This window comes from Variovorax guangxiensis (assembly GCF_003952165.1).
Classification (GTDB): Bacteria; Pseudomonadota; Gammaproteobacteria; order Burkholderiales; family Burkholderiaceae_C; genus Variovorax; species Variovorax guangxiensis.
Genome location: NZ_RXFT01000003.1, coordinates 135,216 through 157,284 on the forward strand (window position 1 = coordinate 135,216; position 22,069 = coordinate 157,284).

The following is a 22,069-nucleotide window of genomic DNA, read 5'->3' on the forward strand; positions in this document are numbered from 1 at the left end:
CCCCGTCCGCGCTCAGTTCTGGGCGAGCCTCCTCGCCCGGGCGATGGACATCAGGATGCCCAGCCCCAGCCCCAGCGTCACCATCGCGGTGCCGCCATAGCTGATGAAGGGCAGCGGCACGCCCACGACCGGCAGGATGCCGCTGACCATGCCCATGTTCACGAAGGCGTAGGTGAAGAAGATCATCGTCACCGCCCCGGCCAGCAGGCGCGAGAACAGCGTCCCCGCGTTGGCCGCGATCACCAGCCCCCGGAAGATCAGCAGGATGAAGGCCGAGATCAGCGCCAGGTTGCCCATGAGCCCGAATTCCTCGGAATAGGCGGCGAAGATGAAGTCGGTGGTGCGCTCGGGAATGAATTCGAGGTGCGTCTGCGTGCCCTGCATGAAGCCCTTGCCGCCCACGCCGCCCGAGCCGATGGCGATCATGCCCTGGATGATGTGGAAGCCCTTGCCCAGCGGGTCCTTGCTGGGGTCGAGCAGCGTGCACACGCGCTGCTTCTGGTAGTCGTGCAGCACGCGCCAGTCGACGCCGTCGGCGCACAGCCGCGACTCGAAGCCCACGATCAGCGTGATGGCCACCGCGCCGATCACCACCGGCGGCACGATCAGCTTCCAGGGCAGCCCCGCGAAGAAGATCACCGACAGCCCCGCCGCCAGCACCAGCAGCGAGGTGCCCAGGTCGGGCTGTTTCATGATGAGCCCCACCGGCACCGCCAGCAGCATCGTCGCCACCACGAAGTCGAGCGGCCTGAGCTGGCCCTCGCGCCGCTGGAACCACCAGGCCAGCATCAGCGGCATGGCGATCTTCAGGATTTCGCTGGGCTGGATCACCACGCCCACGTTGATCCAGCGCTGGGCGCCCTTCTTGGTGATGCCGAAGAGCGCCACCGCCACCAGCAGCGCCACGCCCATCGTGTAGAGCGGCACGGCCGCCAGCATCAGCCGCTGCGGCGGCACCTGCGCCACCACGAACATGATGAAGCCGGCCAGCAGCATGTTGCGGCCATGGTCGACGAAACGGGTTCCGTGGTCGTAGCCCGATGAATACATGGTGAGCAGCCCGGCGAAGGCGAGCAGCAGCACGGCGAAGGCCAGAAAGCCGTCGAAGCCCTGGAAGATGGGCGCAATTCGACGCGCCAGGGAGGGCTGATTGAACACGGCGGACATGAGGGCGGATTATCCCAGCCCCACCGGCCCCCTCAATCGAATTCGAGCTGAACGACCGTGCGCCCCGGTCGGCTTTCGACCGTCAGGCGCGCCCCGATGGCCCCGGAGCGCTCCGCCAGCGAACGCGGCATGACCCTGGTGGTGTCGAAGCCCTTGCCGTTGTCGATCACCCGCAGCTGCACCGTCTTGCCCTTCATGCCGGCCTCGAAGCGCAGCACGGTGGCCTCGGCGTGCCGCAGCACGTTGGAAATCGACTCGAAAAGCAGGAACTGCAGCTGCCGCATGCCGTGCGCGTCCAGCCCCTCCACCGGCTCCACCTCGTCCACCGCCCATTCGAACTCGATGCCCGAGGACGCCAGCCTGGGCTCCAGCCGGTAGCGCGCCGCCGCGAGCAGCGCGCCCACGTCGCCCGGCGGCAGGTGGATGGAATCGATCTGCAGCTTGAGCTGGTCCAGCGAGTCGCGCAGGGTGCGCAGCAGGTCGCCCGAGCTGCTCTGGCCCGACTGCAGCTGGCGGATCGCCGAGCTGATGTGCGAGCCCACGCCGTCGTGCATCTCGCGCAGGATGCGCTCGCGCTCGTGGGTGCGCGCCTGCACCTGCGCCGCGGCCTCGAGCTCGGCATAGGTGGCCGCCAGTTCGCGCTCGCGCTGAGCCACCCGCTCGGCCAGGGCCGCGACCGAGCCGCGCGCCTGCACGGCCGCCGCACGGAAGCGCCGCAGCACGATCAGGAGCAGCACCGCGCCGAAGAACACCGACGAATAGCGCACCCAGGTGGTCTCGCCGTAGGCGTCGCTCAGGCGGACCACCAGCCAGTCGCGCGCGGCGAATGCCACCGTGACCAGCGCGGCGCCGGCCATCAGCAGGCGGTCGTCGTTCGGGTGGCGCAGCGTGGCGAGGGCGAAGGCGCCGACGAAGGCGGCGACGAACACGAGCTCCACGGCGAGCCAGGCGGTGAACCAGGCCGGCTCGTCCCGCTGCAGCGAGAGCGCGCTGAACAGCACCGTGCCGACCACCACGCCGGCCACCGGCCAGCGCACCCAGCGGTGGCGCCGCTCGTTCGCCCAGCCCGCGAGGTGGTAGACGAACATCATGGAGGCGGCCGCCCAGCCGGCGTAGCAGGCCGCCATCAGCACGCCCCACGGCCCCCAGGACAGCGGCGGCTCGGCGACCAGCCCGTCGGCCATGCGCACCGCCCAGAAGAACTCCGCCAGCGCGGCCCAGAAATAGATGGCCACGCGCCGCGGCATGCCGTTTGCATCGACGTCGAGTTGCGTCAGCCACAGCGCCAGCGCGATGCCGCCCACGATCAGGCTGAAGGCCATCAGCAGCACCGAGCCGGTGAAGCGCCAGGCGTTGGCGCTCTCGAAGAGCTCGTTGCGAACCGACGCGGCCGGCCCGACGACCACCTGCGACAGCCCCGCGAGGCGGGCGGTGTCGGCATGCAGCCGGATCTGCAGCAGGTTGTCGCCCTTGCGCAGCAGCTTGCCGGGCACGGGCACGTAGATGGGTGCCTTGGCGTAGTCGGCGTCGTTGTTGCGCTTCATGTCGCCGTAGGTCTGCAGCAGCGCGTCGTTGAGCTGCACCTCGAAGACGTTGCCCACGCGCGGAATGAAGATGCCCCACGGCGTCTCGGGCTCGGCCTCGAGCGTGAACGGCAGGTCGAAGCTGGCCGTGCCGGGGCGTCCGTTGTGCTGCCGGTCCCAGTGGTAGGAAAGCTCGACCGGCTCGGTGCGCGTGACGCCGTCGACCGTGGTCGTCACGGTACCCTGGCGCAGTTCGATCGGCGCCTCGGCGGCGGACGCGACGGAAACGCCGCAGGCGCCGAAAAGGCCGGCGAGGCCCATCAGGAGCATCGCCAGCCACGACATCACCAGCGACACCCGGTTCGGCCGCATCTGCGCTCAGCCCGGATGAGACAACAGGCCGAGACGCGTCGCTTCGAAGACGGCCTCGCTCTTGGAATGCACCGCGAGCTTTCCGTAGAGGTTCTTGATGTGGGTCTGCACCGTGTGCACGCTCAGGCCCTTGAGCCGGGCGATCTCGGCATAGGAGAAACCGCGAGCGATCAGCGTCAGCACCTCGTGCTCGCGCGCCGAGAGCAGGCCGCGATCGGCTTCCTCGGCGGCGGCCTCGGGCGCCGAGCCCGGCGTGGTGCCGGAAGGCGCCGCAGTCTGCAGGCTGCGGTACTTGGCGAGCACACGCCGCGCGATCATGGGCGAGATCGGCGAGGCGCCGGCCTTCATCTCGACGATGGTCTGGGCGATGTCCTCGGGCGCGGCGTCTTTATGGATGTAGCCCACGGCGCCGGCCTCGATGCTGGCGAGAACGTTTTCCTCATCCCCGAACACCGAGACAACCAGCGGTTCGCAGCCAGGAAAACGCGAGACCGCCTCGCGGATCACGTCGAGCCCGGTGCCGTCGGGCATGCCGAGGTCGACCAGCAACACGTCGGGAATGGTGGTCGTGCGCGAGAGCCAGCCCAGCGCCTCCTGCACGGTACCTGCGCTGCCGAGCCAGAAAAGCCGCGGGCTGCGCTGCACGCTCGCCTCGAAAAAGGCGCGCGCGCGACTGTCGTCCTCGACCACGAGCACGCCCCAGCGGCGTAGCGACGCGTCGTCCTGAGCCTCAATGTTCATTCCTCCGAGCATAAGCCTCGGCGAGCATGGGGCATCCATGCGCACATCCCTCGTTCATGGGATATGTGCGCCAACAGGCTTTGCTTGAAACTCTGGCCGCTTTTTTCCGGGCACATTCCTGCAGTCCGGGCGAGCGAAGTAACCGGAATGTAGGCGATTTGCACCGCAGCGAACTCAGCCTGAGTACTTTCGAATTCCAGATGCGCGGCATGCCCCCAGGCGCAGGAGCATGCGGAACGCCGGTGCGCCCCGGGCCCCGGCAGGCTGCGGCCTTGCCGACGAACCCGACCAGCCGGTTTTTGTATGTCGGAAGCGGCCTCGCGAGAACAGACCTCATGCAGAATTACCCGTTCCCGGCAAGCGAGGCACCACCGCCGCACCGCCCTTCCTTTCCTCGCATGGATCCGCAAACAACCCACCTGCTCTACCTGCACGGCTTCCGCTCTTCGCCTCGTTCGACCAAGGCCCGGATCGTCGCGGATCGCGTCGCGCGGCGGCATCCGAACCTGCAATGGTGGTGTCCGCAGCTGCCGCCGTCGCCGCACGATGCCATCGACATGGTGATGAAGGGCATCGCGCACTGGCCGCGCAAGTCGATGGCCGTGGTGGGCTCGTCGCTGGGCGGCTACTACGCCACCTACGTGGCCGGCATGACGCGCTGCCGCGCGGTGCTGCTCAACCCGGCGGTACACCCCGCGCGCGATCTCATGCGCTACATCGGCGACCAGACCGCCTGGCACGACCCGGCCGAGCATTTCTACTTCCGCCCCGAATACATCCACGAGCTTCGCGCGATGGAAGTCGGCCCGCTCACGCGGCCCGAGCGCGTGTTCGCCATCATCGCCAAGGGCGACGAGGCGCTCGACTGGCACGAGATGTCGGCGCGCTACCCCGACAGCAACATCAAGCTGCTCGAAGGCGGCGACCATGCCCTGTCCGACTTCGAGAAGGCCCACCTGGACGACGTGATGGCCTTCATCAACCCCGTTTGAGTTTCCAGGGACACCGCAGAACCGGCTTCGCCGGGCTGCAGGTGTCGCCCCCGGAAGGGGGTGGGAGGCCACACGAAGTGGGCAAGCCTGGGGGTGAGCCTGACTCCGCGTGGGACAATCGACGGATGTTTGTATTGTTTGAAGAAGCCGGCAAGTACCTCGGCGGCCGCGTGCTGTCGGAGGCCGAAGCATCGGCGCAGGTCGAGCTCGACACCGGCAAGCGCGTCAAGGTCAAGGGCGCCAACATCGTCCTTCGTTTCGAGAAGCCGTCGCCCGCCGACCTGATCGCCGAAGGGCGCGCGCTCGCCGCCGGCATGGACCTCGACCTCGCCTGGGAGTTCGCGCCCGAGGGCGAATTCGGCTTCGCCGAGCTGGCCGCCGAGTATTTCAGCGAGAAGCCCTCGCTCGCCCAGCAAGCCGCCGCCCTGTTCGCGCTCTTCGAGGCGCCGCATTACTTCCGCCGCGCCGGCAAGGGCCGCTTCAAGAAGGCGCCGGCCGAGATCGTGCAGCAGGCGCTGGCCGCCATCGAGAAGAAGAAGGCCATCCAGGCGCAGATCGCCGAGTGGGCGGCGCAGCTCGCCGAGGGCGTGTGCCCGGCTCCCGTGCGCGAACAGCTCTACAAGATCCTTTTCCGCCCCGACAAGAACGCCCCCGAATACAAGGCCGTGGTCGAGGCTGCGCGCGCCACGCAGCGTCCGCCGCTCGACCTGCTTGAACGCGCCGGCGCCATCGACTCGCCCTACCAGTTCCACTGGCGCCGCTTCCTGTTCGAGAACTTCCCCAAGGGCACCGGCTTCCCCGCGCTCGCGGCGCCCGCCATCGCCGACGACCTGCCGCTGGCAGAGGGCGTGCAGGCCTTCTCCATCGACGATTCGCAGACCACCGAAATCGACGACGCGCTCTCCGTGCAGGGCCTGGGCAGCGGCACCGTCACGGTCGGCATCCACATCGCCGCGCCGGCGCTCGCGCTGACGCCGGGCAGCCCGATCGACAACGTGGCGCGTGCGCGCATGTCCACGGTCTACATGCCGGGCTACAAGATCACGATGCTGCCCGACGAGGTGGTCGACACCTACACGCTGCTCGAAGGCGGCGACCGCCCGGCCGTGTCGCTCTACGCGCGCTTCGACGAAGCCACGCTGGAGCTGCAGGGCACCGAGACGAAACTGGAGCGCGTGCCCATCGTGGCCAACCTGCGCCACGACCAGCTCGACACCGTCGTCACGCAGCAGTGGCTGGAAGACGCCGCCTTCAATGCCGACAGCACACCCGACGCCGCGGCCCGCATGCGCGCGCCCCTGTCGTTCCTGTTCCGCCTGGCGAAGCAGCTGAAGGCGCAGCGCGAGGTGGTGCGCGGCAAGCCCGAGAGCTTCAACCGGCCCGACTACAACTTCCGCCTCGTCGGCAACGACGGCGCGGAGCCCACTGGCAGCGAGCAGGTGCAGATCAGCACGCGCCAGCGCGGCGCACCGCTCGACCTGATCGTGTCCGAAGCGATGATCCTGGCCAACAGCAGCTGGGGCGGCTGGCTCGGCGAGCTCGGCGTGCCCGGGCTCTACCGCAGCCAGGCCAGCCTGGCGCCCGGCATCAAGGTGCGCATGGGCACGCGCGCGCTGCCGCACGCCGGCCTGGGCGTGAAGAGCTACGCCTGGAGCACCTCGCCGCTGCGCCGCTACACCGACCTGGTGAACCAGTGGCAGATCATCGCCGCCGCGCGCCACGGCAAGACCGCCGCGCTGGCCGCGCCCTTCAAGCCGAAGGACGCCGACCTGTTCTCGATTCTCTCGGGCTTCGACGCGGCCTACACCGCGTACAACGCCTACCAGGGCGGCATGGAGCGCTTCTGGACGCTGAAGTACCTGCAGCAGCAGGGCATCACCGAGCTGGAGGCCACCGTCATCAAGGACATGCCCAACGGCGCGCTCGTGCGTGCCGACACCCTGCCGCTGGTGTTTCCCGTGGCCGGGCAGCAGGAGCGCGGCGCGCGCCTGCGCGTGAAGCTCGGCGAGATCGACGAGATCGCCCTCGACGTGAGCGGCACGGTGCTCGAGCGCCTCGACGCGCCGAAGGCCGGCGCATCCGCCGAGGAGGAAGGCGACGACGGCGAGGAAGAAGTGGTTGCGGGCCCGATCGCCATCGCCGTCGACCTGAACGACAGCGAGGCAGCACCCGAAGAAAACACGCCTGCATGAACCCCGGCGGATCGTCCGGAGAAATGCGGCCCCTGGAGGAGTCTAGAGAATGAACTTCAAGGACCTCAGCACGCTGCAGATCGCACTGGGCGTGTCGGTCGTTGTGCACGCCGCGCTGCTCACGGTGCGATTCGTCGATCCCGAATCCTTCAACAAGGTCTTCAGCGACACGCCGCTGGAGGTGATCCTGGTCAACACCAGGACCAACGACCGGCCCGACCCCGCCGCGCGGCTGCGCGCGCAGACCTCGCTCGCGGGCGGCGGCGACCTCGACAAGGGCCGCGCCACCAGCCCGCTGCCGCCGTCGAGCTTCACCACCGTGGGCGACTCGTTCGAGGACGCGCAGCGCAAGGTAGACGCCATGCAGGCCGAGCAGATGCAGATGCTCACCCAGCTCAAGCGCGACCTGGCCGCGATGCCCGCGCCCGATCCGCGCAACGCCGGCGATCCGGCCGAGGCCAAGGCGCAGGAGGAAAAGCGCCGCCAGATGATCAACCTGCTGGCCGAGATCGAGCGCCGCGTGAACGAGGAGAACGCGCGTCCCAAGAAGCGCTACCTCAGCCCCTTCACGCGCGAGGCCGCCTTCGCCACCTACGTCGATTCGCTGCGCCGCCGGGTGGAAGCGCAGGGAACGGCCAACTTCCCGACGCTGGCCGGCAAGAAGCTCTACGGCGAGCTCACCATGACCATCACCGTCAACTTCGATGGCCGGCTGCTCTCGACCGTGATCGACGAAAGCTCGGGCCAGGCCGTGCTCGACAAGCGGGCGCAGGCCATCGTCGCGAGCGTGGGCAACTTCGGCACCTTCACCGACGCGATGCGCAAGGAGCACGCGGACCAGATCGTGATCCGCCCGCACTTCCGCTTCTCGCACGACGGCTCGGTCGAACTCTCCTCGCAGTAACCGGAATCCGGAAAACAGCCGCACCGTAACGGCAGGCGCAACCAGAAAAGGCAGACACCATGGACCTGTACTGCGTCATGGGCAACCCCGTCGAGCACAGCCGCTCGCCCCGCATCCACGCGCGCTTTGCGCAGCTGTGCGGCCAGCAGCTGGAATACGGCCGGCGGCTCATTCCGCTCGGTGCCTTCGCCGAAGGCATCGCAGCCTTCCGCCGCGAAGCCGCCGAGCGCGGCGACGCCGCGCGCGGCTGCAACATCACCGTGCCATTCAAGTTCGAGGCCGCGGCGCTCGCGCAGCACACCAGCGAGCGCGCCCTTCTCGCGCAGGCGGTCAACACGCTGCGCTTCGAGGCCGATGGCGGCATTCGTGCGGACAACACCGACGGCATCGGCCTGGTCAACGACATCGTGCGCAACGCGGGCGTGCGGCTGCAGGGCAAGGCGCTGCTGCTGATCGGCGCGGGCGGCGCCGCTGCCGGCGTGCTGGGGCCGCTGCTCGACGCAGGCGCCTCGCGCGTCGTGGTCGCGAACCGCACCGTGGACAAGGCCGTCGAGCTGGTGCGCCGCCATGCGGCCATCGCGCTGCGCCACGGCGCATCGCTCGAAGCCTGGGCGCTCGACGAAGTGCCGGGCGCCTTCGACGTGGTGGTCAACGCCACCGCCTCCAGCCTTGCGGGCGACGCGGTGCCGGTGAAGGCCAGCGTGCTGCGCGAAGGCGGGCTCGCGGTCGACATGATGTACGGCCCCGCCGCCGCCGGCTTCATGGCCTGGGCCGAAGCGCACGGCGCGGTGGCGCGCGACGGGCTGGGCATGCTGGTCGAGCAGGCGGCCGAGTCCTTCGAGATCTGGCGCGGCGTCCGGCCGCCTTCGGCACAGGTGCTGGCCGAGATCCGGGCCGAGCTGAAATAAATGAAGGCCGTGCTGCGCCTGATCGCCTGCCTCGCGGTGGCGGGCCTGGCCCTGCAGCTCTTCTTCGTGGCGCGCATCGCGGCGATGGCTGTGGTCGATCCGCAGAGCACTGCGTTCCAGCGCTCCGAGGCTTTCCAGATCGCCGTTCATGAAGGCCGGGGCGGCGGCTGGCGGCAGGAGTGGGTGCCCTACTGGCAGATCAACGACACGCTCAAGCGCGCGGTCATCGCCAGCGAGGACGCCGGCTTCGTCGACCACAACGGCGTGGAATGGGAAGCCATCGAGCGCGCGCGCCAGCGCAACGCCAAGGCGGAAGAGCTGGCCGCCAAGCGCGCGGCCCGTGCGGCAGCGCGCGGCAAGCCGGTGCGGCCGGTGCAGCTGCGCGGCGGCTCGACCATCACGCAGCAGCTCGCGAAGAACCTGCTGCTGTCGGGCGAGCGCACCATGCTGCGCAAGGGGCAGGAGCTGGTGCTGGCCACGCTGCTCGAGGTGCTGCTGGACAAGCGGCGCATCCTGGAGATCTACCTCAACAACGTCGAGTGGGGCGAAGGCGTGTTCGGCGCCGAGGCGGCGTCGCAGTACTACTTCCGCAAGCCGGCCTCGCGCCTGAGTGCCAACGAGGCCGCGCGCCTCGCGGTGATGCTGCCCAGCCCCAAGTTCTTCGAACGGCGCCCGGGCTCGCCCTACCTGAGCGGGCGCGCCTCCACCGTCATGGCGCGGATGCCCGCGGCCGAGCTGCCCTGAGGAACCCGCCGCGCAGGCCCTCGATGGCCAGCACGCCGGCGAAGCCGATGGTGTAGGCCAGCACGTCCCACCAGTCCGCCGTGCTGCCGAGCACGATACGCAGCGCGCGGTTCGGAATGTGCAGGTGCCACGTCGCCGCGAGGTACTGCCCGAGTTCGACCGCGAGGCCCACGCCCAGCGCGGCCAGCGCCAGCGGCAGCACGCGCGCACCGATCGCGGTCTTGAACACGAAATACACCCACACCACGGCAAGCACGTCGCCGAAGAAGCTGCGCAGCCAGCCCCAGCGCGCACCCACGGTGGCCAGCAGCAGCAATACAAGAAACAGGGCCACCGCCCATGCCAGTGAAAGAGGATCGAAACGCCATCGCATGGCCCGTATCATCGCGCCCATATGCTGGCAAAGCTCACGGGTTGGCTGCTTCTTGGGATCGTCCGCTTGCTCACGGGCGCGCAGGCGCGCTGGTACGGCTGTCCGCCCAAGGCCGAGCAGCGCATCTATTTCGCCAACCACCAGAGCCATGCCGACCTGGTGATGATCTGGGCGGCGCTGCCGGAAGAATTGCGCAGCATCACGCGGCCCATCGCGGCGCGCGACTATTGGGCCAACACACCGGTCAAGCGCTGGATCACGACTGAAGTGTTCAACGCGGTGTACGTGGAGCGGCAGGCTGCGGCAGCGCCTGCGGCAGTTCCCGCAGCGCCGGCGACTCCTGCCGCTCCCGAGGTTGCGCCGCCGGCGCCTGCCGCCCGGCCACTGGACGAGCGCATCGAGCCCTCGATGGAGCCGCTGCTGCCCCTGACCCCGCCGCCACCGCCCGTCGAAGCAGCATCCGGCGCACAAGGCCAGCTGGACCTGCCCGTGCCCCCTGCCCCGCCGCCTGCGCCGTCTCCCGAACCACCTCCGCCCGCGGCGCCCGAACCCGCGCCCACGCCGGCGGCCCCTGCCTCCGATCCGCTGGCCCCGCTGGTCGAAGCTCTTCGCAGCGGCGACTCGATCATCATCTTCCCCGAGGGCACGCGCGGCCACACCGGCGAACCGCAGAAGTTCAAGTCGGGTCTCTACACGCTGGCCACCATGTTCCCGGACGTGGTACTGGTGCCCGCATGGATCGACAACGTGCAGCGCGTCATGCCCAAGGGCGAGATCGTGCCGGTGCCCATCCTGTGCTCCGTCACCTTCGGCGCGCCAGTGCGCGTGGAGGAAGGCGAGGAGCGCCGCCCTTTCCTCGACCGGGCGCGCGCCGCCGTGATCGCCCTGCGCGACGTCTGACGACGACGACATGAACCAGTTCCTGCGCAGCCTCAGCCCGACCCAGCAGGTCGCGGCGCTCTTTCTCATCATCTTCGGCGTGCTCGCGGTCGTGAGCGCCACCGCCTTCTTCCTGAGCTTCAGGGAAAAGCGCAACCCCGTGCACGACGCCGCCTGGCAGGCCGAGCTGGCGCACTTCCGCAAGCTGCTGGGCACCACCTGGTTCATGGTGCTGGTCTTCTGGATCGGCTGGGCGCTCGGCGAGACGGTGGCCACGGTGCTGTTCGCGCTCATCTCCTTCTTCGCGCTGCGCGAGTTCATCACGCTCTCGCCCACGCGGCGCGGCGACCACCGCAGCCTGATCCTCGCCTTCTTCGTGGTGCTGCCGATCCAGTTCTGGCTGGTGGCCACCGCGCGCTTCGACCTCTTCACCGTGTTCATCCCGGTGTACGTGTTCCTCGCGATCCCGGTGACCAGCGCGCTGGCCAACGACCCGAGCCAGTTCCTGGAGCGCAACGCCAAGCTGCAGTGGGGCATCATGGTCTGCGTCTACGGCATGAGCCACGTGCCGGCGCTGCTGCTGCTGAGCTTTCCGGGCTACGAGGGCAAGAGCGCGTTCCTCGTGTTCTTCCTGGTGTTCGTGGTGCAGACCTCGGTGCTGGTGCAGCACCTGATCTCGCGGCGCATGCAGCGCGAGCCCTTCGCGCCCAACGTGAGCCGCAGCTTCAACTGGACCAGCTGGGCCATCGGCATCGCGGTGGCGAGCCTGGTGGGCGCGCTGTTCTCGTTCATCACGCCCTTCAGGTTCGGGCAGGCGCTGGCGGTGTCGGTCATCGCCTGCATCTCGGGCTCGATGGGGCACCTGGTGATGAAGGCGCTCAAGCGCGACCGGGGCATTCCCAACTGGGGCCGCAGGGATGCGGGCGTGACGGGCGCCAACGGGCTGCTGGATCGCGTCGACGCGCTGTGCTTCGCCGCCCCCATCTTCTTCCACTCCATCCGCTGGTACTTCAACGCATGAACTTGGCTAACCCCCAGGCTGCGCGCACTTCGTGTCGCTTCGCCAACCGCCTTGCAGGGGGCAATACCTGCGGCCCGGCAAAGCCGGTTCCGCGGTATTCCTGGAAAAAAGCCTGAGACGGATCGGGTTGGGTGGCGGCCTCAGGCCCTGCGCCGCACCACGCGGCCGAAAACTTCCTTCGCCTTGCGGCCCAGTGCCTTCGCCTTCAGCGCCTGCAGCTCGCGCGTGAGACGCGTGCGCTGCTCGGCCGATAGTGCGGTGCCGAAGCGCCCCAGCGCGGCTTCTAGGGCCGCGCGCTGCGCCTCCACGCGGCCCTGGCGGCCTTCGGCCTCGGCGAGCCATTCGCAGGCATTGACGACACGCTCGCGCAGCGCGGCGTCGCCCGAATCGCCGAAGCGGGCTATGAGAGTGCGATAGGCCTTGATCTGCCCGGCAGGGTCGCCCAGCTTGTCGAGCGCCTTGGCCTTGTTGATCATCGACTTGGCGGCCCAGAGCTGCAGCGTTCCCTCCCTCGCGCTGCTGGTACGCGCGATGGCCTCGTCGTAGCAGGCCACCGCGGCCTCGAGCTGGCGGGCCTGGCGCAGCGTCGCGCCCTTGCGGAACAGTGCGCCCACCACGCGCCCGCGCAGGTCGGGCAGCTCGGAGTTGCCCCAGCGCGCGACGATCTCGTCGTGCACGCGCATCTCGTCGTCGTGCAGGCCGAGCCGGTCCAGCGCGGTGCTCTTGTACTGCAGGCCCTGCGCAACGGTCTCCTGCATCTCGGTCGAAGGGTCGGCGCCGTAGTACACGTCGATCGCATCGGCGGCCGCGACCACTTCGTGGAAGCGTTCGAGGGCGATCAGGCAGAAGGCCTTGTGCACCAGCGCCCGGGCGCACTGCCGCCGCAGCTCCGGATGCGGCGATGCGGTGTGCGCGGACAGCACCTGGTCGAACAGCGCGACGGCCTCCTGCAATTCGCCGGCATCACCGTGCTTGCGGCCCTGCCGGACCTTGTCGCGCACTTCGTCGCGCAGCTCCGCCGGCAGTTCCGGCAAATGAGCTCCGGCCTCGGCCTTGCGCAGCCGCTTGAGGCAGGCTTCCCGGCCGGCGAGGGCTTTGGCCAGCGTGTCCTGCAGCTCGGACGCGGGCGTACCTTGCAGTTGCCTCGCGAGCTGCTGGTATGCGGCGAGCGCTTCATCGGCCCGGCCCAGCCGTTCGAGCAGCACGAATCCCTTGTTGAGCTGCGCGCTCGCCACGGTGCGATGCACCACCGGATCGGTGTCCGCGCCGAAGGTGGCAAGCAGCCGCTCGCAGGCGGCCAGCGCGGCCTCGCCGTCGTCCGACTCGCGCAGGCCCACCGACCAGTCGTAGGCGCGGCGCACCGCCATGCGCCGCACCTGCGGCGAGGCATCGTGGCCGTAGCGCTCGAGCAGCCAGCCGACCAGCTCGGCGCGGTTCGCATGCTCGTCGATGCCGAAGCCGTCGAAGAAGAGCGTCAGCGCGCGCACGCCCTCAATGCGCAGCTCGGGCGCCGCATGGGCCAGGCCGGCCTCGATCTGGTCGGCCACCGCGAGGCACATCACCTGCGCCTGCGCATGCTGTGCCAGTTCGCGCAGGTTCAGCACCGAGGCCAGGCGCGCACGCGCCACGCGCAGCACCACGCCGGGGTCGGTGCTGCCGTCGAAGCGTTCGATGACGGCCTCCAGCGTGGCCAGCGCGTCCTGCGGCAGGCCGCGGTGATGCTCGATCTCGGCCTTGAGCAGCCGGGCTTCGACGCGCCAGGTGTCCAGGGCGGCATCGGGCTGGCTGTCGAGCAGCTCGCTCATGGCGTCGCAGGCTTCGCAGCGCGCGGCGGGATCGTCGATCCACCATGTGCGCTGGTAAAGCGCGTGGGCGATGTGCTCGCGAATCTCGGGCTCGGGGCGCTGGCCGTGCGCCGCGATCAGGCGGTCGAGCGTGGCGAGCGCGTCGGCGGGGCGGTGCAGCTGGCGCAGCATGTGGGCCAGCAGGCGCAAGGTCTGGCAGCAGGGCACGACCACGCCGACCTCGGGCTTCGCAGCGAACTCGTCGAGCAGCCTCACGCTCGCGGCCACCGCCTCCTTGCGGCGGCCCAGGTCGTCCAGCAGCTCGATGCGGCGGAAGCTGGCGGCCGCGCGTTCGGCAGGGTGCATCTGCAGGCGTGCGATCAAGGCTTGCACCTCGTCCAGTTGCTGCTGCGCGGAGGACTCGACTACATTCACATTCGCTTCCTTGAATGGCGCGCCCCGCGCGGGGCGGGGCGGACGGTACGGACCGGGGCGCATTCTGCCCACGATCAGCCGGCTTTCGGCCCCCTCCTCGCAACTCTTTTGACAATCTTTTCCCAGGCTTAGGCCTTTACGTTTCCTTTCATGCGCATTCTCGGCATCGACCCCGGCTTGCAGACCACCGGCTTCGGCGTGGTCGACGCGGACGGCCATGCGCTGCGCTACGTGGCCAGCGGCACCATCAGCACCCGGCACCTGGGCACCGGCAACAACCTGCCGGCGCGCCTGAAGGTGCTGTTCGACGGCATCGCGGAGATCACCGCGCGCTACCAGCCCGACGCGTCGGCGGTGGAAATCATCTTCGTCAACGTCAACCCGCAGTCCACGCTGCTGCTGGGGCAGGCGCGCGGCGCCTGCGTGACTGCGCTGGTCACCAACAACCTCTCGGTGGCCGAGTACACCGCGCTGCAGATGAAGAAGGCGGTGGCCGGCCACGGCCAGGCCGCCAAGGCGCAGGTGCAGGAGATGGTGCGTCGCCTGCTCGACCTGCCGGGCCTGCCGGGCGCCGACGCGGCGGACGCGCTGGGCATCGCGATCACGCATGCGCAGGTGGGACGTTCGATGGCACGGCTGGCCGAAGCGGCCGAGGCATCGAAGAGTTCCGCGGCGCTGCCTGCCGGCACCTACCGGCAGGGGCGTTCGCGCTGAGCCGAAGCGGCTGCCTGCGTCAGCGCACGATGTAGCGCAGCTCGCCGAGGCGCTTGCGGCGCTCGCGCACTTCGGCTGCAACCGATGCCGCATCGCCCTCCAGGGCTCGTGCGATCCAGTCAGCGAGCTGGGGCATGTCGCCGGGCGTGAAGCCCAGCCGCACGATCTCGGGCACGCCGAGGCGCAGGCCGTTGATGTCGCCTTCCACGGGTGCGATCGGCAGGCCGATGCCGCAGGCCAGCAGGCCGCCCTTCGCGAGCTTCTTCGCCGCTCGCTGGCCGCCGCCCCATCGCGCGGCCTCCAGCGCGAACTGGTGCGACTGCGTGAAGCCGCGCGCCTTCGCGAACACGGGCAGCCCCCGCGCATCGAGTTCGCGCGCCAGTGCCTGCGCAGTCTCCCGCATCGCGGCCGCATAAGCGATGCCGTGCACCTTCCAGTCGAGCAGGCCACGGGCCAATGCCGCCGTGCGGCCCGCATCCGAATTGGCCGTGAGGCCGGGATAGGCGATGGCGTCGATTCGCTCCATCAGCGCCGCGTCGTTCGACACGATCAGCCCGCCCGCCGGTCCGCCCAGGCTCTTGTAGGTGCTCATGGTGATCGCATGCGCACCCTGCTCCAGCGGCTGCGGCCATGCCTTGCCGGCCACCATGCCCGAGAGATGCGCCGCGTCGAAGAGCAGCTTCGCGCCCACGCTGTCGGCGATCTCGCGGATCGCGAGCACCGGATGCGGAAACAGGTTCAGGCTGCCGCCGATGGTGACGAGCTTGGGCTTTGTCTCGCCCACCAGCTTCGCGAGCGCGGCGAGGTCGACCGTGTAGCCGTCGGCATCCACCGGCGCGGAAACCGGCTTCAGGCCATAGAGCCCAGCGGCGCCCGCCGCATGGTGCGTGACGTGGCCGCCGATGCTGGGCGGCGGCACGACGATGGTGTCGCCGGGCTGGCAGGTCGCCATGAACACGTAGAGATTCGACAGCGCGCCCGAGCTCACGCGCACCTCGGCGAACTTCGCACCGAACACCTCGGCCGCCAGCTCGGCGGCGACCACCTCGATGCGCTCGATGGCCTCCAGGCCCATCTCGTACTTGTCGCCCGGATAGCCGAGCGAGGGGCGCGAGCCCAGTCCGCGCGACAGCAGCGCCTCGGCGGCCGGGTTCATCACGTTGGTGGCGGGGTTGAGGTTCAGGCCGTCGACGTCGTGGATGCGGTGGTTGTCGGCCACCAGCCGTTCGATCTCGGCGGCCACGCCTGCAGCATCGCGCGAGGCGGCGTCCGCGGCGATGGAAAGCACATGGTCCTCGCTGGCGGCGGGAACCCAGGGGCGGCGTTGCAGGGCGGCGGCAGGCATGTGGCGGATCTCGCTATGAAAGGGGGATGGCTGCATCGTCGCCTGCCCTCGCCGACGGGGCAAACCGGATAATCTGGCCCCGAGCCGTAGAAAAACTTGGCCTGAAGGATCTGCCCATGCCGCTCGCACCACCCCGCCCACGCCTGCCGCCGCACACCGCGGTGCGCGCCTTCGAGGCGGCGGCGCGCCATGGCAGCTTCGCGCGCGCGGCAGAAGAACTCTTCGTCACGCCGGCGGCCATCGCGCAGCAGATCAAGGCGCTGGAGACATGGGCCGGCGGCGCGCTCTTCGAGCGGCACAGCCAGGGCATCCGCCTCAGCGCGCACGGGCGGCGCGCCCTGCCGGCCCTCAGCGCGGCGGTCGACCAGCTCGGCCTGGCCGTGCAGGCACTGCGCCACGAGACCCAGACCGCCGCGCGCCGCAGCACGCTGCAGGTGGCTGCGCTGCCGGCAGTTGCGCAGCTGTGGCTGTCACCGCGCCTGTCGCGGCTGAAGGCGGAGCTGCCCGGCGTGCAGGTGTCGGTGACGGCACTCGAGCAGCCACCGAACTTCCGCCGCGAGCCCTTCGATCTGGGGCTGTTCTATGCGCGCGCCGGCGAACGCATCGAGACTGCGGCAGGCGCGCAGGCGATCCCGCTGGTGCGCGACCGACTGCTGCCCGTGTGCAGTCCGGGCCTGCGCGAGCCCCTGCCCAGCGGCCGTCCACGCGCACTCGAAGATCTGACAGAGCTGCTGCAGCGCAGCGGCGGACTGCACGACACCGTCTGGCGCGACGACTGGCAGCGCTGGCTGCAGGCCGTGAAGCCCGGCACCATGGCGGCAGAAGCCGAAGCGCTCGCGGCAGGGCCGGACTTCTCGCTCTACAGCCTTGCGCTCCAGGCCGCAGTGGATGGCGAAGGCGTGCTGATGGGCCGCGAGCGACTCGTCGCACCGCTGCTGGCTCAAGGCAAGCTGCATGCGCCCTGGGGGCGGCCGAAAGCGCTGGGGGATACGGTGATGCTGCTGGTGCCTGCGCACCGCAAGGGGCCGCTGCTCGCGCGGCAGGTGCAGGCATTGCAGGCGCTGGCAGCGGGCTGAAAGCCTGCTATCGGGATAGCCGGCTCTACGCCACCCGCTCCGCGATCAGCACGGCGAAGAAGCCGAATGCCGCCAGCAACGTCCACTTCAGCACGATCCAGCCGATGCGCCGGTACTTGACCTGCCCCGTACCCGCGTAGAACGCGAAGCACACGCCGGCCACCAGCAGAAGCAGCAGGATGGCCCAGCGGAACAGCAGCATGTGAGAGGAACGAGCGGCCTACCAGGCCCGCGCGACTTCGCCGAAACCGCGCGGGGCGCGCTTCTCGTCCTCGAAGGTCACGACCTCGTATGCGTCGCTGTGCGAGAGCAGCTCGCGCAGCAGCTTGTTGTTGAGCGCATGGCCCGAGCGGAAGGCGGTATACGCGGCCAGGAGCGGCTTGCCGATGATGTACAGGTCGCCCATCGCGTCGAGGATCTTGTGCTTCACGAACTCGTCGTCGTAGCGCAATCCGCCTTCGTTCAGCACCTTGGTATCGTCCATCACGATGGCGTTGTCGAGGCCGCCGCCGAGCGCGAGGCCCTTGCTGCGCATGTACTCGACTTCCTTCGTGAAGCCGAAGGTGCGGGCGCGCGCGATGTCGCGGCTGTAGGAGCCGGTGCCCAGGTCGAACTCCACGCGCTGGCCGGTGGAATTGACGACGCGGTGGTCGAAGTCGATCTCGAAGCTCAGCTTGTAGCCGTGGTAGGGCTCCAGGCTCGCCCACTTCTCGTTGGCGCCCTCGCCTTCGCGCACCTCGACCTTGCGGGTCACGCGGATGAAGCGGCGCGGCGCCTTCTGCAGCGCGATGCCCGCGCTCTGCAACAGGAACACGAACGAGGAAGCCGATCCGTCGAGGATCGGCACTTCGTCGGCCGTGATGTCGATGTAGAGGTTGTCGATGCCCAGGCCCGCGCAGGCCGACATGATGTGCTCGACGGTCTGCACTTTCGCGCCGCCGGTGGAGACCGTGGACGCCAGGCGCGTGTCGGTGACCGACTCGGCCGTCATGCGGATCTCGGCCGGCTCGGGCAGGTCGACGCGGCGGAACACGATGCCCGTGTCGGCCGGTGCCGGCCGCAGCGTCAGCTCCACGCGCTGGCCGCTGTGAAGCCCCACGCCCACGGCGCGGCTGATGGACTTGAGGGTTCGTTGTTGCAGCACGGCCGGGATTTTAGGCGCGCGACGGGCGTGGCGGCCTATGCCCCTCGCTATGGCACCGATAGACATGGGTTCTATGCAATTCCTTCGAATTGGCCCGAAATGGACGCAAAGGGCACGAGGCGAGCGCAGCGCGTAGAGCCAGCGGACGTCCCTTTCGGGTCGTCCCTTGTGCCCCTTGCGCTCCCTCGTGCCCTCTGCGTCTGGCTGGTCCCTTCGCGAAACACCGAGGAACCGGCTTTGCCGGGCCTCAGGTGTTGCCCCCCGGCAGGGGGGTTGGCGAAGCGACACGAAGTGCGCGCAGCCTGGGGGGGCGAGCGAGGTTCAATCAGCTTGGCGGCGCAGGAACGCGGGAATCTCGAAGTCGTCCATGCCGCCCGAGGACAGCGCGTCCACCTTCGCGGCGGCCATCGTGCGGTTGGTGCGCCACACGCTGGGAACGGCCATGCCGTCGTAGTTGGGCTGGCTGCCGCCCGTGCCGCCGGCGTGACCCACGCCACCGAGCGTCGGCACGGTGAACGGGATGTTGTCGGTGCCGGTGCGGATGACTTCCAGCGTCGGCTGCTGACGGCGAGCGTCGGGACGCGACAGGCCGGTGGCCACAACGGTCACGCGCATCTCGTCGCCCAGGCTGTCGTCGTAGGCAGCGCCGTAGATCACGTGCGCGTCCGGCGAGGCGTAGGCGCGGATGGTGTTCATCGCCAGCTTCGACTCGTTCAGCTTCAGCGAGCTCTTCGATGCCGTCACCAGCACTAGCACGCCCTTTGCGCCCGAGAGGTCGATGCCTTCGAGCAGCGGGCAGGCCACGGCCTGCTCGGCTGCGATGCGCGCGCGGTCGGGACCGGCTGCGGCAGCGGTGCCCATCATGGCCTTGCCGGGCTCGCCCATCACGGTGCGCACGTCTTCGAAGTCGACGTTCACGCCGCCGTACTCGTTGATGATTTCCGAGATGCCTCCCACGGCGTTCTTCAGCACGTCGTTGGCCTGAGCGAAGGCTTCGTCCTGCGTGACGTCCTCGCCCAGCACGTCGAGCAGCTTCTCGTTGAGCACGACGATCAGCGAGTCGACGTTGGCTTCGAGCTCGGCCAGGCCGGCGTCGGCGTTGGTCATGCGGCGCCCGCCTTCCCAGTCGAAGGGCTTGGTCACCACGCCCACGGTGAGGATGCCCATTTCCTTCGCCACGCGCGCGATCACGGGAGCGGCGCCGGTGCCGGTGCCGCCGCCCATGCCGGCCGTGATGAACAGCATGTGCGCGCCGTCGATGGCGGCGCGGATGTCGTCCACCGCGGCCTCGGCCGCGTCACGGCCCTTCTCGGGCTTGCTGCCGGCGCCCAGGCCGCTGGTGCCCAGCTGGATGATCTTGTGTGCGTTGCTGCGCTGCAGGGCCTGCGCGTCGGTGTTCGCGCAGACGAACTGAACGCCCTGCACGCCACGCTCCATCATGTGGGCGACCGCATTGCCGCCGCCACCGCCGACACCGATCACCTTGATCTGCGTGCCCTGGTTGAACTCTTCGACTTCGATCATTTCGATGGTCATTTTTAACTCCTTGAATCTTGCAGTTGCCGTTATGTGTCTGTGAATATTTCTTGTGTACTGACGGGATCAACGATGAGACCGTCGCGATGGTGGACCTGTTCGTCGCCATCGCTCGTTGAAATGCATGGGAGGGCTGCCACGCGCGAGCCAGAGTGGAGACTTGATCATGGCTAGAAATTCCCCACGATGAAGTCCTTGAAACGTCCGAATGCAGTCTTTACCGACCCATTCTTCTGCGCGACCTTGAAGCCGCGCATGCGCGCGAAGCGTGCTTCCTCCAGCAGGCCCATCACCGTCGCGGCGCGGGGCTGCGCGACCATGTCCGACAGCGCGCTCGAGTACTTCGGGATGCCGCGGCGCACGGGCTTGAGGAAGATGTCCTCTCCGAGTTCCACCATGCCCGGCATCACGGCGCTGCCGCCCGTGAGCACCACGCCCGACGAGAGCACCTCTTCGTAGCCCGACTCGCGCACCACCTGCTGCACCAGCGAGAAGATCTCCTCGATGCGCGGCTCGATCACGCCGGCCAGCGCCTGCTTGCTCAGCATGCGCGGGCCGCGGTCGCCCAGGCCCGGCACTTCCACCTGCGTCTCGGGGTCGGCCAGCAATTGCTTGGCGAAGCCGTTCTCGACCTTGATGTCTTCCGCGTCCTTCGTCGGAGTGCGCAGCGCCATCGCGATGTCGCTGGTGATGAGGTCGCCCGCGATCGGGATCACCGCCGTGTGGCGGATCGCACCGTTGGTGAAGATCGCCACGTCCGTCGTGCCCGCGCCGATGTCCACCAGCACCACGCCCAGCTCGCGCTCGTCTTCCGTCAGCACCGCCTGGCTGGAGGCCAGCGGGTTCAGCATCAGCTGGTCGACTTCCAGGCCGCAGCGGCGCACGCACTTGATGATGTTCTCGGCCGCGCTCTGCGCGCCGGTCACGATGTGCACCTTGGCCTCCAGGCGCATGCCGCTCATGCCGATCGGCTCCTTCACGTCCTGGCCGTCGATCACGAACTCCTGCGGCTCCACCAGCAGCAGGCGCTGGTCGCTGGAGATGTTGATGGCGCGTGCCGTCTCCACCACGCGGGCCACGTCGGCGGGCGTCACTTCCTTGTCCTTCACCGCCACCATGCCGCTGGAGTTGATGCCGCGGATGTGGCTGCCGGTGATGCCGGTGTAGACGCGGCTGATCTTGCAGTCGGCCATCAGCTCGGCCTCTTTCAGCGCCTGCTGGATGCTCTGCACGGTGGCGTCGATGTTCACCACCACGCCGCGCTTCAGGCCGTTGCTCGGCGCGATGCCCAGGCCGGCCAGCTTGAGCTCGCCGCCGGGCAGCACCTCGGCCACGACCACCATCACCTTGGCGGTGCCGATGTCGAGTCCTACGACCAGGTCTTTGTATTCTTTGGGCATTGGGATATGTCCTCGATTCCTCGGTATTCGCTACTTGATTTTTCTTGGGGCCTCGGGCGAGACCGTGGTGACGCCGCGCAGGCGCAGGGCATACGCGTCGTTGTGGCGCAGGTCCGCGCCTTCGACGTCGGCCATGGTGCGGCGGTACTGGCCCGCGACCTGGGTCACGGTCTTCAGGAAGCGCTGCAGGCGGGCCGTCACCTCTTCGCTCTGGCCGCGGCCGAGCTCGATCTCGGCGCCGCTGTCGAGCACCACCTTCCAGCTGCCGCGGCTCGACAGCGTGAGCTCGTCGATCCCCAGGTCGTAGGGCTGGAACTGCGGCTGCAGCACGCGGTACATGCCCAGCACCTGGCCGGCCTGCTCGATCGGGCCGTCCAGGCGCGGCAGGTTGTCGTCCACCTCGGCCACGTTGGCCTCGAACACGTCGCCGAAGCCGTTGATCAGCTTCGAGCCCGCCTCGTCGCCCCAGTTGGCCACCGGCACCTGCTCGGTCAGCGTCACGCGCAGCTTGTTCGGGAACTCGCGGCGCACCACCGCGCTGCGCACCCACGGCACCGACTCGAAGGCCGCGCGCGCGCGGGCCAGGTCGATGGTGAAGAAGTTGCCCGACAGCTGCGGCGCGACGTTGGCGCGCAGCGTGACCGCGTTGTTGTGCGTGACCTCGCCGTCCACCTTGATGCCGGCGATCGGGAAGAAAGGCTGGCGCAGCACCCACCACGCGCCCGCGGCAAGCAGCATGAGCGCCACCGCCGCGAACGCAAGGTTGGCGACGATGTTCATGAGCTTGACGTCGAAGGGCGCTGGAATGCTGTCGGCCAT

20 protein-coding genes are annotated in these 22,069 nt (G+C 69.0%); 9 read left to right on the top strand and 11 right to left on the bottom strand.

Annotated features, from left to right (window positions below):
- Window positions 1–12: 12 nt before the first annotated feature.
- Genes rodA through EJP67_RS09080 form a run of 3 tightly spaced genes read right to left on the bottom strand, consistent with a single transcriptional unit; the run spans window position 13 to window position 3,815 of the window.
- Window positions 13–1,167: a rod shape-determining protein RodA gene (gene rodA, locus EJP67_RS09070; RefSeq protein WP_126021393.1), complete on the bottom strand. Its 1,155-nt coding sequence runs from the start codon at window positions 1,165–1,167 to the stop codon at window positions 13–15.
- A 32-nt stretch (window positions 1,168–1,199) separates the two neighbouring features.
- Window positions 1,200–3,062 carry a sensor histidine kinase gene (locus tag EJP67_RS09075; protein ID WP_126021394.1) on the bottom strand — a complete coding sequence of 621 codons (1,863 nt, stop codon included), beginning with the start codon at window positions 3,060–3,062 and terminating at the stop codon, window positions 1,200–1,202.
- Window positions 3,063–3,068: 6 nt separating this feature from the next.
- Window positions 3,069–3,815 (bottom strand): response regulator transcription factor, encoded by a 747-nt coding sequence (locus tag EJP67_RS09080; protein WP_126021702.1) that lies wholly within the window; start codon window positions 3,813–3,815, stop codon window positions 3,069–3,071.
- A gap of 386 nt (window positions 3,816–4,201) precedes the next feature.
- Between EJP67_RS09080 and EJP67_RS09085 the strand changes: the two genes are divergently transcribed.
- From EJP67_RS09085 to mtgA, 5 genes are all read left to right on the top strand, one after another.
- The gene (locus tag EJP67_RS09085) at window positions 4,202–4,795 is read left to right on the top strand and encodes a YqiA/YcfP family alpha/beta fold hydrolase (RefSeq protein ID WP_126021395.1); all 594 of its coding nucleotides are present in this window, start codon (window positions 4,202–4,204) and stop codon (window positions 4,793–4,795) included.
- 125 nt (window positions 4,796–4,920) lie between these two features.
- A complete protein-coding gene (locus tag EJP67_RS09090; RefSeq protein WP_126021396.1) occupies window positions 4,921–6,987 on the top strand; it encodes a ribonuclease catalytic domain-containing protein in 2,067 nt (688 codons plus the stop codon).
- Between the two features lie 49 nt (window positions 6,988–7,036).
- Window positions 7,037–7,891, top strand: a complete 855-nt coding sequence (locus EJP67_RS09095; RefSeq protein WP_126021397.1) for an energy transducer TonB — start codon at window positions 7,037–7,039, stop codon at window positions 7,889–7,891.
- Window positions 7,892–7,950: 59 nt separating this feature from the next.
- Complete coding sequence (gene aroE / locus EJP67_RS09100) at window positions 7,951–8,799, top strand: shikimate dehydrogenase (RefSeq protein ID WP_126021398.1); 849 nt, start codon at window positions 7,951–7,953, stop codon at window positions 8,797–8,799.
- Complete coding sequence (gene mtgA, locus EJP67_RS09105) at window positions 8,800–9,543, top strand: monofunctional biosynthetic peptidoglycan transglycosylase (protein ID WP_126021399.1); 744 nt, start codon at window positions 8,800–8,802, stop codon at window positions 9,541–9,543.
- Here the strand turns inward: mtgA and EJP67_RS09110 are convergent.
- The gene (locus EJP67_RS09110) at window positions 9,509–9,928 is read right to left on the bottom strand and encodes a ribosomal maturation YjgA family protein (RefSeq protein ID WP_126021400.1); all 420 of its coding nucleotides are present in this window, start codon (window positions 9,926–9,928) and stop codon (window positions 9,509–9,511) included. The genes mtgA and EJP67_RS09110 overlap by 35 nt on opposite strands.
- Window positions 9,929–9,937: 9 nt before the next feature.
- Between EJP67_RS09110 and EJP67_RS09115 the strand changes: the two genes are divergently transcribed.
- Together EJP67_RS09115 and EJP67_RS09120 are read left to right on the top strand one after the other, a co-directional pair.
- Window positions 9,938–10,816 carry a lysophospholipid acyltransferase family protein gene (locus tag EJP67_RS09115; protein WP_126021401.1) on the top strand — a complete coding sequence of 293 codons (879 nt, stop codon included), beginning with the start codon at window positions 9,938–9,940 and terminating at the stop codon, window positions 10,814–10,816.
- Between the two features lie 10 nt (window positions 10,817–10,826).
- The gene (locus EJP67_RS09120) at window positions 10,827–11,816 is read left to right on the top strand and encodes a phosphatidate cytidylyltransferase (RefSeq protein ID WP_126021402.1); all 990 of its coding nucleotides are present in this window, start codon (window positions 10,827–10,829) and stop codon (window positions 11,814–11,816) included.
- A 140-nt stretch (window positions 11,817–11,956) separates the two neighbouring features.
- On the opposite strand, the gene EJP67_RS09130 is transcribed toward EJP67_RS09120, so the two are convergent.
- The gene (locus EJP67_RS09130) at window positions 11,957–14,035 is read right to left on the bottom strand and encodes a tetratricopeptide repeat protein (protein ID WP_126021403.1); all 2,079 of its coding nucleotides are present in this window, start codon (window positions 14,033–14,035) and stop codon (window positions 11,957–11,959) included.
- A gap of 150 nt (window positions 14,036–14,185) precedes the next feature.
- On the opposite strand from EJP67_RS09130, the gene ruvC reads away from it, so the two are divergent.
- Window positions 14,186–14,749 carry a crossover junction endodeoxyribonuclease RuvC gene (gene ruvC / locus EJP67_RS09135; protein WP_126021404.1) on the top strand — a complete coding sequence of 188 codons (564 nt, stop codon included), beginning with the start codon at window positions 14,186–14,188 and terminating at the stop codon, window positions 14,747–14,749.
- Window positions 14,750–14,768: 19 nt separating this feature from the next.
- On the opposite strand, the gene EJP67_RS09140 is transcribed toward ruvC, so the two are convergent.
- Entirely contained in the window at window positions 14,769–16,094 is a 1,326-nt protein-coding gene (locus tag EJP67_RS09140; protein WP_126021405.1) for a serine hydroxymethyltransferase, read from the bottom strand.
- Window positions 16,095–16,210: 116 nt separating this feature from the next.
- On the opposite strand from EJP67_RS09140, the gene EJP67_RS09145 reads away from it, so the two are divergent.
- Complete coding sequence (locus EJP67_RS09145; RefSeq protein ID WP_126021406.1) at window positions 16,211–17,170, top strand: LysR family transcriptional regulator; 960 nt, start codon at window positions 16,211–16,213, stop codon at window positions 17,168–17,170.
- A 25-nt stretch (window positions 17,171–17,195) separates the two neighbouring features.
- Here EJP67_RS09145 and EJP67_RS33575 read toward each other — a convergent pair whose 3' ends face one another.
- From EJP67_RS33575 to EJP67_RS09165, 5 genes are all read right to left on the bottom strand, one after another.
- Entirely contained in the window at window positions 17,196–17,372 is a 177-nt protein-coding gene (locus EJP67_RS33575; protein ID WP_019656766.1) for a hypothetical protein, read from the bottom strand.
- Window positions 17,373–17,390: 18 nt separating this feature from the next.
- Window positions 17,391–18,314 carry a UDP-3-O-acyl-N-acetylglucosamine deacetylase gene (lpxC, locus tag EJP67_RS09150; RefSeq protein ID WP_165909589.1) on the bottom strand — a complete coding sequence of 308 codons (924 nt, stop codon included), beginning with the start codon at window positions 18,312–18,314 and terminating at the stop codon, window positions 17,391–17,393.
- Window positions 18,315–18,635: 321 nt separating this feature from the next.
- Window positions 18,636–19,850 carry a cell division protein FtsZ gene (ftsZ, locus tag EJP67_RS09155; protein ID WP_126021408.1) on the bottom strand — a complete coding sequence of 405 codons (1,215 nt, stop codon included), beginning with the start codon at window positions 19,848–19,850 and terminating at the stop codon, window positions 18,636–18,638.
- A 170-nt stretch (window positions 19,851–20,020) separates the two neighbouring features.
- A complete protein-coding gene (gene ftsA / locus EJP67_RS09160) occupies window positions 20,021–21,250 on the bottom strand; it encodes a cell division protein FtsA (protein WP_093196937.1) in 1,230 nt (409 codons plus the stop codon).
- Between the two features lie 30 nt (window positions 21,251–21,280).
- Window positions 21,281–22,069 carry a cell division protein FtsQ/DivIB gene (locus tag EJP67_RS09165; RefSeq protein ID WP_126021409.1) on the bottom strand — a complete coding sequence of 263 codons (789 nt, stop codon included), beginning with the start codon at window positions 22,067–22,069 and terminating at the stop codon, window positions 21,281–21,283.